Source organism: Hellea balneolensis DSM 19091 (assembly GCF_000428525.1).
GTDB lineage: Bacteria > Pseudomonadota > Alphaproteobacteria > Caulobacterales > Maricaulaceae > Hellea > Hellea balneolensis.
This window is the reverse complement of record NZ_AUAC01000003.1, coordinates 740,477-752,540: the sequence shown is the minus strand read 5'-3', so window position 1 is coordinate 752,540 and position 12,064 is coordinate 740,477. Positions and strand designations below refer to the sequence as shown.

General features: G+C 49.1%; 14 protein-coding genes. 8 read left to right on the top strand and 6 right to left on the bottom strand.

Features of this window, described 5'->3' with window-relative positions; genetic code table 11:
- Nucleotides 1-42: 42 nt before the first annotated feature.
- From F569_RS0109820 to F569_RS0109810, 3 genes are all read left to right on the top strand, one after another.
- Complete coding sequence (locus F569_RS0109820) at nt 43-777, top strand: hypothetical protein (protein WP_026942063.1); 735 nt, start codon at nt 43-45, stop codon at nt 775-777.
- A gap of 37 nt (nt 778-814) precedes the next feature.
- Nucleotides 815-1,987 (top strand): phytanoyl-CoA dioxygenase family protein, encoded by a 1,173-nt coding sequence (locus F569_RS0109815; protein ID WP_026942062.1) that lies wholly within the window; start codon nt 815-817, stop codon nt 1,985-1,987.
- A gap of 101 nt (nt 1,988-2,088) precedes the next feature.
- Nucleotides 2,089-2,547, top strand: coding sequence for a hypothetical protein (locus tag F569_RS0109810; protein ID WP_026942061.1), 459 nt, complete (start codon nt 2,089-2,091; stop codon nt 2,545-2,547).
- Between the two features lie 74 nt (nt 2,548-2,621).
- Here the strand turns inward: F569_RS0109810 and F569_RS0109805 are convergent, their stop codons facing one another.
- The gene (locus F569_RS0109805; RefSeq protein ID WP_026942060.1) at nt 2,622-3,800 is read right to left on the bottom strand and encodes a hydroxymethylglutaryl-CoA reductase; all 1,179 of its coding nucleotides are present in this window, start codon (nt 3,798-3,800) and stop codon (nt 2,622-2,624) included.
- 213 nt (nt 3,801-4,013) lie between these two features.
- On the opposite strand from F569_RS0109805, the gene rpsF reads away from it, so the two are divergent.
- The 5 genes from rpsF (at nt 4,014) to F569_RS0109775 (ending at nt 6,679) form a co-directional block, all read left to right on the top strand.
- Nucleotides 4,014-4,367: a 30S ribosomal protein S6 gene (gene rpsF / locus F569_RS0109795; RefSeq protein ID WP_026942059.1), complete on the top strand. Its 354-nt coding sequence runs from the start codon at nt 4,014-4,016 to the stop codon at nt 4,365-4,367.
- Between the two features lie 4 nt (nt 4,368-4,371).
- Nucleotides 4,372-4,635, top strand: a complete 264-nt coding sequence (gene rpsR / locus F569_RS0109790; protein WP_026942058.1) for a 30S ribosomal protein S18 — start codon at nt 4,372-4,374, stop codon at nt 4,633-4,635.
- A gap of 9 nt (nt 4,636-4,644) precedes the next feature.
- The gene (rplI, locus tag F569_RS0109785; RefSeq protein WP_026942057.1) at nt 4,645-5,283 is read left to right on the top strand and encodes a 50S ribosomal protein L9; all 639 of its coding nucleotides are present in this window, start codon (nt 4,645-4,647) and stop codon (nt 5,281-5,283) included.
- Between the two features lie 133 nt (nt 5,284-5,416).
- Entirely contained in the window at nt 5,417-5,857 is a 441-nt protein-coding gene (locus tag F569_RS17435) for a phosphatase domain-containing protein (protein WP_051279694.1), read from the top strand.
- Between the two features lie 15 nt (nt 5,858-5,872).
- A complete protein-coding gene (locus F569_RS0109775; protein WP_051279691.1) occupies nt 5,873-6,679 on the top strand; it encodes a nucleotidyltransferase domain-containing protein in 807 nt (268 codons plus the stop codon).
- 2 nt (nt 6,680-6,681) lie between these two features.
- Here the strand turns inward: F569_RS0109775 and spt are convergent, their stop codons facing one another.
- The 5 genes from spt to F569_RS0109750 all read right to left on the bottom strand — a co-directional run bounded on the left by spt (nt 6,682) and on the right by F569_RS0109750 (nt 12,053).
- Nucleotides 6,682-7,911, bottom strand: coding sequence for a serine palmitoyltransferase (spt, locus tag F569_RS0109770; RefSeq protein ID WP_026942055.1), 1,230 nt, complete (start codon nt 7,909-7,911; stop codon nt 6,682-6,684).
- 8 nt (nt 7,912-7,919) lie between these two features.
- Complete coding sequence (locus F569_RS0109765; RefSeq protein ID WP_026942054.1) at nt 7,920-8,171, bottom strand: acyl carrier protein; 252 nt, start codon at nt 8,169-8,171, stop codon at nt 7,920-7,922.
- 1 nt (nt 8,172) lies between these two features.
- On the bottom strand, nt 8,173-9,078 hold the full coding sequence (locus F569_RS18985; protein ID WP_051279689.1) for an NAD-dependent epimerase/dehydratase family protein: 906 nt from the start codon (nt 9,076-9,078) through the stop codon (nt 8,173-8,175).
- A 13-nt stretch (nt 9,079-9,091) separates the two neighbouring features.
- Nucleotides 9,092-10,843 carry a fatty acyl-AMP ligase gene (locus F569_RS0109755; RefSeq protein WP_034388141.1) on the bottom strand — a complete coding sequence of 584 codons (1,752 nt, stop codon included), beginning with the start codon at nt 10,841-10,843 and terminating at the stop codon, nt 9,092-9,094.
- 166 nt (nt 10,844-11,009) lie between these two features.
- Nucleotides 11,010-12,053 carry a Glu/Leu/Phe/Val dehydrogenase dimerization domain-containing protein gene (locus tag F569_RS0109750; RefSeq protein ID WP_026942052.1) on the bottom strand — a complete coding sequence of 348 codons (1,044 nt, stop codon included), beginning with the start codon at nt 12,051-12,053 and terminating at the stop codon, nt 11,010-11,012.
- Nucleotides 12,054-12,064: the final 11 nt, after the last annotated feature.

The following is a 12,064-nucleotide window of genomic DNA, read 5'->3' as shown; positions in this document are numbered from 1 at the left end:
GAAGCCCGACTTAGGTTGGGCTTTTTTATTGGGGAGCCTGACATGACCGAAACACCTGAAGATCCGCAAAAACCCACCCTTATGGATCGCGGTAAGAAAGCCATGGAAACGGCGGACCGCGCCGCAACGGTTGCCGAGAGTGCAAATAATGCCTTTGGCGCCATTAAATGGGCCGCCATAGCCATAGTTACGCTCACTTTTGTGGGCGGAGCCTACGGCATATATAAGGCTGTCTCGGCCCCGGCCAAGGCCGCCGCAGATGCCGCAGGCGCAGTCACCGAATCTGTAAAATCTGGTGCAGGAAAAATCAAAGATAGTAGCGCCGAGGTCATAAACCGCTTAGATATTCCGAGCTCGAACCAAAGCGTTTTGAATGCAGCGGCTGAAGCCGCCTTCGATGCCCTAACAACAATGGAAGCGAGTGAACCAGATGGTATGAAAGAGAGGCTTTATCGACGCACGAATTTTGGCGGCCATGAAAACCGCATTTGTAAATTCGACGCCGATTTTGGCGCAGGCTATATTCCCATTGCCCTCGCAGCCGATAATGAAGCTTATGCGACCGCCAAAGCTCTGGGGTCCAAAGATGACCGCCTTATTAGGATGATAATTACCGCAGGAGAAGACGATATTGCACTGCGAACCGAGTGGAATTCAGAGGCTCAAATCTGGGTCATACGCTGGAAAGCCACAACCCTCAAAAAAGAGATGAGTGATGCGTTGGCGGAACAGCGGGTCATAGATGTGCTTGGCGCCGCTCGTGAGAATTGCAAATAAGAACGTCCTCCTCTAAGAAAATGATGGGAGGACGATTATGTTTCAAGATATCAGCCAATCTATAGAGGCCTGCGCAGCGCATTACGGCGACGAGGCCGAAGCCGTAAAGACATATCTTATCGAAGGCCAGGCCAAGGCTTTGGCACTGCCGAATCGCGGCCCGCTCAAATTTGATGACAACGGGGAGATAGCTCCCGATATCCTTAAAACCTATTCCGAATATGGATTCTACATCTTTGAAGGCGCACTGTCCGAAGATGAAATTGCTGATATTCGGGCTGATCTCAACGAAATGCGCGATAATTTTCCAAGCCATATGGGGGCGGACACAGATGCAAAGGGCCGCCCTGCTTTAGGGGCTGATAATAAAGCTATGACCCTTCAATGGGCCAGACCTTTATCTGATCCGCTCGGCGGCACAGAAATTTCAAATGGGCGTCACCAAGTAAAACTTTTTGAACCTAAAGCCGCCGATGATGCCCCGCCCGCCGTACCCGTCTATCTGAGTGGCTCGCTACAATTCTCCCCGGCTTGCCTTCGCGCTTATGCACATCCGGGCCTGTTAAAACTGGCCGAAACGATAAATGGACCTGACTTCGTTCCGTTTACTGAAGGCCTGTTTATCAAAGATGCCAGACTTGGGGCCGCTGTGTCTTGGCATCAAGATGGCGACACACATTGGGATAATCCTAATTTTGATGAAAATATTCACGGCTTTAATTTTATGGGACAGGTCTATGGCAGCACCGCCGTCAACGGCGTCTGGGTGGTTCCCGGCAGTCACAAGCAAACCCGCGCGAATATCGTAAAAATGGTAGAAGACGCAGGGACTGAGCGCTTACCTGATGCTGTGCCCCTTATCTGTAATCCTGGCGATGTGGTGATCAATAACCGTCAGCTTGTTCACGGATCATTTGCGAATACGGGTTTTGAAACTCGGGTTACAGCCAATTTCGGGTTTCACAAGAGGTCATCTGTTTTGAATGTCAAAGGCGCCGGCATTCATGCCGAAGCCGTCACAATGAATGCGGATTACATCGACGAACGCGCGCGTTTGATCGGCCTTGCCATTGATGCCAGGCAGCAGCGCTTCCCAGATGAAACGCCTTATCAATATGCCCCGTTCAAAGGGCGAGAAGAAGAGTTTAAATGGTCTCCAGAAGCTCAAGCAAACCTAAAAGACTATAATCTGATGGATCTAAGTATATAAAACTGATCTAAAATTTGTACTTCTTGGGCTTGAAAGTCATTCAGCCCATATTCAACTCTTAGAGTTAATAACGGCCTTATATTAACTGTAAGGACTATCTCATGACCCGTTCGCTTTCCGTTCTCGCCCTTTCCGCTGTTTATTGCTTTGGCTTATCAGCTTGCGCCACAGCACCTAAATCTGAGACTTTAATGACGGGTATTTCCGCGGCGGATATGAGCAAAACTTATGCTGCCGGTCAGATGCGCGCAGAAGACGACCCTGTCTGTGTAAATTTCTATAAAAATGCCCGCACTTTTGCGACCGAATCCAACAAGCCCAATGCCGGCACACAATTCCTGACATCTCTTGGGATAAGCGTCTTAGCCGGTGTAGCAACGGGCGGTATTGCCAGCAGCGGCATCAACAGTACGGTTGGCCAAATCGCAGCGCAACAAGTCGCAAGCACTGCGGTCTATCAAGGCAGTAATTTAGCCCTCAGCGGGGCTAAGAAATCAGGCGTGCAGACAAAAATTTCTGCGGCAGCGGAGCAAATCAATTGCCCTATCAGTTTTTCGTAGAGCGATTTTTCAAATAACAATCGCAGAAGCAGGGAATGACAGGTGATTAAACAGCAATCGCCTTGAATATCTTACTAAGGTCGGTTTCGACCATGCTTATCATGGCTTTCGACCCATTCATCCGAAATCACGGCTGAGGCGAGAGAAATCTCGCCTGCCAACACAGCCCCGCCGATAATCTCTATCAGCTTCTCGACCTTACCCGTTCCGTAGCAATCCATAATTTCCAAAGCTTCGCGCTGTGTCGCCAGCCCTGTTCCTCCGCCATAAGTCGCGACGATTAAAGACGGCAACGTCATAGACCAATAGAGATCATTATTGGGCAATAGCTCAACATAGGTAATGCCCGTAATCGCCTCGGCAACATTGGCTTCGTCTTGCCCTGTGGCGATGAATATAGACGCGACGCCATTGGCGGGATGCACGCAATTATTGCTCGCCCCGACGAGCATAGCCCCTGTCGTTGAGACTTGCCTCGCGCGGTACATGTCGCGCGTATCAGCGCGAGTCATTTGCTTGACCAAATCATGCGGAAGTGTGGCTTCTACGATAATGCGAGCGCCGCGTGAATGGAGGCTGTTAATAGCGGAGTGTTTCTTTTCTGTCTCGATAGAACCCGACAGCGTAAACCGCATCTTATCAGGATAGATTTTCTCAATCCACTTACAGGCCGCCTGTGCCGCCTTGCTACACATATTCTGCCCTGCCGCATCGCCCGTGGTGAAGTTAAAGCGCGTATAACACATCTTCGCGACGTTATAGCTTTCAATATGAGAGAGCTTCCCGACAGATGTTGTTGTCTCTGCCGTCTCTTTGACTTTGTCGAAATTGGCGTTGAGCCAATCACGGAAATCACGCGCCTGACGGGCATCATCAAAATGAAAAACGGGTGCGCGCTGCATATAACGCTCAACAATCGTAGTCTTAACTCCGCCCGCCGCTGTAAGGAGCCGCATGCCGCGCGAATAACTCGCCACCAAAGTTCCCTCTGTTGTCGCCATTGGCACATAAAAATGCCCCTGGGCATGCTCACCATTGACTAAGAGCGGCCCCGCAAGGCCGAGCGGCATCTGCGTCACGCCAATCGGGTTCTCAACATTCCCAGAGAGCGTCGCAGGATCAATCGACATGTGGGATGTGTGCCGCATCGAAGCGCCCGTCTCTTGCGTGATGAACTCTTGCCGCGCTTTGATAATATCAGGCTGAAAATTATTACCCGCAATACGCGGTATAGATTTTGGTGGGTTGGTCATGGGTTTTGCTTACGTCTTGACGAGATAGAGGTCAATTATTCACCACAAAAACCCCTTGCATCCTTCCGCTTCCCCTTTATAAGCCCCGATTTCACGGATGCGGTCTGTGGGTTTATTGTCGGCATGGGGTCGGCAGCGCCTTTCAGAGCCATCGCTTTCCCCTCGGCCTTCACCGAGATTAAGCGCCGCCTCCATCATATGAAGGAAGACACTATGTCTCTCTACGAGCACGTGGTTATATCACGTCCGGACATCTCTACGGCGCAAGTCGAAGAATTCGTCCAAAACCTCGCCACAAAGATCGAAAATATGGGCGGTTCCGTTGAAGGTGCCGAATATTGGGGTCTGCGTAACCTGGCTTACCGCATGAAGAAAAACAGAAAGGCGCATTACAGCCTTTTGAAAGTCAATGCATTGCCTGACACTATTCATGAAATAGAGCGTCAGCACCGCATTAACGAAGATATCCTGCGTTACATGTCTATCCGCGTTGATGAGTTTTCCGAAGACCCATCACCGATTTTGAAGAAACGCGAAGAGCGCAAGCGCCGCGAAGAAAGAAAGTAGGATCATGGCTAGAAAAGATGCAATCAAAATTGAAAACCTGCCAAGCCGCACGAGTTTTCGTCGTCGCCGTAAGGTCTGTCCATTCTCAGGTGATAATGGCCTGACAATCGATTATAAAGACCCAAAGATGCTACAGCGCTATATGTCTGAAAAAGGCAAAATCGCACCGTCACGTATCACGGCTGTCTCTCATAAAAAGCAACGCGAATTGGCCAAAGCCATTAAACGCGCTCGCTTTTTGGGCCTTTTGCCCTATGAAGTGAAATAGGAGCGTCCCATGGAAATCATTTTATTGGAACGTATTGAGAAGCTCGGCGCCATGGGTGACGTTGTAAATGTCAAACCCGGGTTTGCCCGCAACTATCTACTCCCGCAGGAAAAAGCCCTTCGTGCAACAAAAGCTAACCTCGCCCGTTTCGAAGCCGAGCGTGAATATCTTGAAGCACGTAATGCTGAAAACCGCGAAAAAGCAGTTGAAGCCGGACAAGGTGTTGATGGCAGCAATGTTATCATTATTCGTAATGCCGGTGATACAGGACAGCTTTACGGTTCTGTTTCTGCGCGTGATATTGCCGAGAGTCTTGAGGATAAAGGCGTTAAGCGCAATATGGTTGTTCTTGAGCAACCTATTAAAGCGCTTGGCCTCCACGAAGTTAAAGTTCGTCTTCACCCCGAAGTTACAGTTACAGTTACTGTCAACGTTGCGCGGACGAAAGACGAAGCTGAACGCCAAGCAAAAGGTGAAGACGTTATCGCAACACAAGCCGCTGAAGAGCGTGCTGACGAGATGGAAGCAAACGCAGAACGCGCCGCAAATGCCGTCTCAATGTTCGAAGGCGACGCACCGGACGAGTTTGTCGCGCCTGAAGAAGGTGCTGAGGAAGCGCCTGAGGCTGCTAAGGCTGAAGAAGAGTAACGCTCTCTTCATATCAAAAGCCCCGCTTTCGCGTGGGGCTTTTTTATGGGTGCTGAACTAGTTTTAATGTTGCGCACCCTCATCCTTTCAGGTTAGAAGAAAAAATTTTTTAAATTTGCCTGAAAGCAAGACCATGAAAACCGTTATATTTGACATCGATGGAACCTTAGCCGACATTCGTCATAGGCGCGGGTTCCTAGATGGAGAACGTCCAGACTGGCGGCGATTTAATGAAGCTATGGGCAATGATACACCCAATGCACCTATTGTATCTCTATACAAAACCTTATGGGATAGCGGACATTATAAGATAGAAGTTGTCACGGGTCGCAATGAGCGTTTTCGGGCTGTAACAGAGACATGGTTCACGTGGAATGAAATCCCATTTGTAACCATTACGATGCGTCCTGATAATGATTACCGGCCCGACAATGAGGTTAAACAAGAGATAGTTGAGGGGTTACGTGCCAAAGGTCATGACATTGCATTTGCCGTCGATGACAGACAGCAAGTCGTCGACATGTGGCGCAGCAATGGCATCACATGCTTACAGTGCGACGTCGGGAATTTCTAAAGAAAGGGCACCAAAATGACGATAGAATTCAACCCCTCCATCTCGGTAGAGATGCGCGGCATCATCATGAAAGAACTCAAGGAGATTGAGCACAAAGGGGATTTACGTATTCTCTTTGCCATAGAAAGCGGTAGCCGAGCTTGGGGTTTCCCCTCGCCTGATAGCGATTATGATGTACGTTTTGTCTATGCAAGGCCTATGGATTGGTATCTCACACTTGCTCCAGGGCGGGACGTTTATGAACTACCCATTGATGATGTTTTGGATATAAATGGATGGGACATAAAGAAAGCGCTTGGCCTTTTACTAAAGCCCAATCCCGTGATGCTAGAATGGCTCTCAAGCCCCATACGCTATATTTGGCATGATGATATTTGCGAAGAACTTGTTCAATTTTCCAAGAAAGTCACCCATGGCCCCGCTTGCCTGAATCATTACTTGCATCTGGGAGGACGGCAATGGGATATCTATATTGACGGTAAAGACGAGGTAAATCTGAAAAAGTATTTCTACATTGTCAGGCCTGCTATGGCGATCCGTTGGATGCGTCTGCACCCCGCAATTATTCCACCTATGAATTTTCAGGAATTACTTGCGGGTATAGATTTGGATGATGCCCTTATTGCGGCTTTGAACGATCTGCTGCTCGCGAAAAGCCGATCTAAGGAAATTGGCTTGGCTAATAGAGTGAGCATCATTGACGATTTCATTATGGCAGAGTTCGATTGGGCACGTGAGGCCGTGAAATCTATCAAAGGCAACAAATCACCCTTAAGAGTCGAGGCTAACGAACTATTTCAGAGCATAATTAAGTCGGCTTAAGCCTATTCAGCCGCCTGCAGTTTACTCGCCATGCCGGCCATTAGCGCGCCTTGATTATCTTTCAAATCGGCGAAGGCTTTGAGGATTGTGTTGATGTCTTCTTCGGTGTGGGCCGCTGATAAGCTTATGCGTAGCAAACTTGAGCTTTGCGGCGTGCCAGGCGGTACAGCGAGGTTGACGTAAACGCCGTTTTCAATGAGCCAATTCCACTCCATGGCCGCCACAGCTTCGTTAGGGCGGCGCACAGCTATGACCGGGCTTGCCTCTGCACAAAGCTCATACTGCATCTCTGCGAGACCTTTATGGAGTTGCTCGGCGCGTATGTTTAAATTAGCACGAAGATGATCGCCCTGCTTAACCTTCTCAACCGCCGCCAGAGCCGCGCAAATATTTGACGGCGTGGCAGATGCGGTAAACATATAGGGACGCATCACTTTACGCAGAATTTCAAATTCAGCGTGACGCGAGGCGCAAAAGCCGCCGACAGAGGCCAACGATTTTGAGAACGTCCCGCTAATAAAGTCGACCCTATCCAGCACACCTTGGTCTTCCGCAATACCGCATCCCGTCGGGCCAAAGACACCATAACTATGGGCTTCATCAATATAGAGATAGCCGCCATATCGATGGGTCACATCCAAAAATTCATCAATTGGGGCAATGTCACCAAACATGGAATACATGCCTTCAATCACGACCAGGGCATTCCCGCCTTCTATCTCGCCTTGGCGTTTTAGACGTTTATCCAAATCTTCGGGATTATTGTGGCGAAAGCGAATAGTCGAGGCGCCTGTTAAGCGGGTCCCGTCGATGATACAGGCATGAGCATCAGCATCCATAAAAATAACATCTTTATCTCCGGCCAGTCCTGAAATCGCAGCGAGATTTGTCTGATATCCCGTTGTAAAAACGACACAACTTGGCATGCCCAAATGTTCCGCTAAGGCCTTTTCTAAATCTACATGCTCTGAATAGCTGCCATTGGCGACGCGCGAGCCTGTTGTCCCCGTGCCGTGATCATCAACCGCTTTTTTAGCTGCTGACATGCAATCTTCGTCAAAGGTCAGGCCCAAATAGTTATTCGTTCCAGCCAACAAGATTTCTCTATTTCCAATACGCCCGCGTGTTGCGTCTATAATATCGTCAAATTGCACACCGAGCGCGTCTTTGCCAATTTTCATCATCATATCGACGCGAGTTTTAAGCGGAGCATATTTATCAAAAAGGGACATCGTCTCGCCTATTTGCTTGTAAGTTCTGTAATGGCCGTGGTGAGCTCTCCAACGGTTTTGATATCGGACACCATCTCCATAGGAATAGAGATATCATAGTGGTCTTCGAGCCCCATAACGAGATCGAAAACCGCCACAGAGTCAACCTCGAGATCTGACATAATACCGCTGCTCATCTCAATGGGGCGGTTCTTAGGATTATAAGGCTTTAAGAGCTCGCAAATCTTATCATAGATTTCCTCGCGGGTAGGCTTTGACATGTTATTCTTTCTCATAGGACGCTGCTGTTATACGCAGGGCTTCGATAAAAGGGGTCGCGTTTTGAATCACGTCCTGACTTGACCAATCTTCATAAAGGAACTCCCGAAGCTTGCCTAGTGTCAAGTGCCCTACCCCAAAGAGGCGCGATGTCACGGATGTTAGGCCGGCGGCGGCTTTAATCATAGGCAGAGGAATAGGCGTGACTTTAACGGCTATTCCGAGAGCTTGCCCTGCATCTTGCGCGAATTGCTCCCACGTTAAAGCAGGTATCGTACAAGGCGTAACTATTTGCCCGTCATAACCGCCTGAAATCGCGCGATTCACTATATCTCGCGCAAGATCAGCTGCAAATACCATCGCCATTTTTCGCGCGCGCCAATCAGGGCCGCCCGCAACAGGAAGGCGGCCTTTGGCAATAAAGTCAAAGAACGGTTTCGTCGCCTCATCACCTGGCCCAAAAACGGCAGGAGCACGGATAATTGCAAGCTTACCTATATAAGCTGTTTTGACAGCCTCCTCTCCGGCATGTTTTGACTTCGCATAATCTGAAAGCTGAGGCTGAGCAGCAGTCTGAGAGGAGAGCAGTATAAAACGCTTTACATTTGCGGCCTGAGCGGATGCGGCGATATCTCCGGCCGCATCTCGGTTGACAGACATAATATCACGTTCAGTTCGAGCCTTAATAAGACCTGCCATATGTAAGACAACATCAGCGCCCTCAATAAGAGCCATATCATCGCTTCCAAGACGTCCCTGAAAGATATGAAGATTATCATGGGTTAAATCAGAGAGCTTAGACGGTGTTCTGGCAAGGGCCCTGACACGATATCCCGCGGCCAGTAAAGCCTTAACCATATGACGGCCAATAAATCCCGTCCCGCCAGTTACGGCTATAAGAGGGCTCACAGCGGTCACAGCCTTAGGCGGTTTCAGAACTCACAACGGTTACAGGGCTGTCAGCCTGAAGGTCCAATATCGCGCCTTTGACATATTTGTCCTTAACACGCGCACGAGATAATTTACCCGATGATGTAATAATCATCGTGCCACGCGGCACCAACTGTAATTTTACAGGCACGCCAACTTCGAGCCGGATAGCCGCCATGACCGCTTTATAAATCTCATCGAGTAATTTTGGATCGCGCGTACGGCATTCGAGCAAGAGCATGACTTCTTTCTCATCCCCTGCCCCGCCAATCGCGAAAGCACATGCGCGCCCGCAGCGATGTGGGGCGGCCGCTTGAGCGGCCCATTCAATATCTTGTGGCCAGATGTTGCGGCCATGCCAGAGTATCAGGTCTTTGAAACGTCCTGTGACAACTAACTGATCTTCAAGCCAATACCCTAAATCACCTGTATCAAGCCAACCATCTGCTGAAAATGCGGCTTCTGTGGCCTGGGTATTCTGAAAATATCCAGGCGAAACACTCGGGCCTTTTAAGCAGATACGCCCAACCTGGTTTCCGCTTAGAACATTATTATCAAAATCGCGAATTTCGATTTTATGGTCGGGCAAGACAAGTCCGCAGGCTACAAATGTACGTTTATGTTCCGGCTTAGTAAACGCTGTGGCTTCAACCGCTTCGGATGTACGCTCATAGCGTTCCATATCGATCGTGTGCTTTAAAAGGCCTTGGCCTGTTGGCGCAAAGGTCGCTGCTAAAGTAGTCTCGGCCAAACCGTAACTTGGCTTAAACGCCCCGTCTGCAAAGCCCATTTTTCCAAATAGCTCTTGAAACTCGGTAAGCGGTTCAGGTCGTACCATGTCGCCGCCAATACCCGCCGCGCGCCAAGTCGATAGATCAAGCTCACGGTCATCACGCCATCGACGCACACATAGCTCATATCCAAATGTCGGCGAATAAGAGAGCGTCGCTTTATGATTACTAATTAATTGAAGCCATGTAATTGGACGGCGCGTAAAGTCTTGCGGATCAATATAGTCAACTGTCATCTGGCTCATGAGGGGGGCCAACATAAACCCAATCAGGCCCATATCATGATAAAGCGGAAGCCAGCTTGTCCCCCGGTCATCATCAGTCATGTCCATACCGTGTTTTGTAATGCCATGACAATTTGCAGAGACTGAAGATTGCGTTCCGATAATACCTTTAGGGGAGCTTGAAGACCCTGAGGAGTATTGAATATAACAGAGGTCATCCGCCATAAATGGGCGTAAAATTTCACCCTGAGGGAGCCCATTTACATCTTCAAATGTCATCACAGGTATGGCTTGATCATTAAGCGCAGAGCTCATGATGGGTTCCATCGAGCTTGGGCAAAACAAGGCGTGAAAATCACCTGTATCCGCCATTCGTTGTAATTGGCGCTCATAAGAGCTTCGCCCGCCCAACGTCACAGGCAATGGCAGTGGCGCAGGTACCAGCCCCGCATATTGGCAAGCCATAAACATCACAGCGAAATCAGGCGTAGAAACAGCTGCAAGGCCAATACGTGAATTCTTCTCTGCAAAAGGCACAAGGCGCTTAGCAAGCGCGACAGCTTTTTCTCGAAGCTCTGAATAGGGTAAAGCTGTCTTTAAATTAGCTTTACCATCAAAGTAGTTAAAGCCTGTGTTACAGGTCGCGGCGTAATCAAGCGCGGCGCAAAGTGTGTCAAAGTCAGCATGTCGGATATCTTGGCCACGTTGAGTGGGCGTAGGGTGGCTCATTATTCTTGCCTTATTTTTGGTCCCGCTTCTAGCGCATGGTCTTTTATCTGGAGATAGCCACGCACTAACAAAAAGTCTTATTAGTGTATTAACCTAATAAGTAAAGGTAAGCCTAACACAGTAAAAACAGAACTATTTTCACGAGTTGATACATTTTGTAACAATTTTATGACGGTTTTAAGCGCTCGCGAGCCATTTCATCGGCAATTTCATTTGTGGGTCGCCCAGAGCTTGCAGAACGATCAAAAACCTCTTTTAACGTGACGCGAAGTCCCTCAAGTTTTCCGTCCACCCAATCATAATCATAAGTGCCTGAGACTTCTGAGGCCACATTTATGATGCCGCCGGCATTCAAAACATAATCCGGACAATAAAGGATATCACGCTTCTGAAGCTCTGCTCCCATTTCGGGCGTTTTTAGCTGATTATTCGCTGCCCCTCCTACGATATAAGCTTGAATGTCATCTATACTGTCAGCATTTATGGCGCCGCCAAGTGCACAGGGCGCAAATATATCTGCTTCTTGGGCATGTATCTCTTCAATCGAAACAACTTTCGCCTTCAACTCAGTGGCCGCACGCCGCGTCACGGTTTCATTGATGTCTGCCACGATTAATTGTGCACCAGATGCCTTTAAACGCCGCGCTAAATTATATCCGACATGGCCAAGTCCCTGCACGGCGACAATCAGGCCGCCAACACCTTCGACGCCTAGCTTATGTTTCACCGCCACCTCTAGGCCGCGGAAAATACCATCCGCTGTGTGCGGAGACGGATCGCCTGAGGCGGCATCTCCATCATCAAGCCCTGCCACAAAATCGGTTTGCGTTTTAATCGTACGCATATCGTTGGGGGACACTCCAACATCTTCTGCGGTGATATATTGCCCGCCAACTTTTTCAACGGCTCTACCGTAGGCCGCAAATAAGGTCTCTCTATCAAAGTCACCCTGAGGCTTAAGGATAACACCCTTTCCGCCTCCTAAGGGAATTTCGGCCATCGCATTTTTATAACTCATGGCACGGGATAGACGCAGCACGTCTGTCAAAGCCTCGCCGTCATCAACATAATTCCAAAACCTTGTGCCGCCACTGGCAGGTCCGCGATTGGTATTATGTACGGCAATAAAACATCTCAGGCCACTCTTGGCGTCTGAGAAACTATAGACGCCGTCGTGATCATCAAAATCAGGGTGAGAAAATATAGACATAACTGACCTTT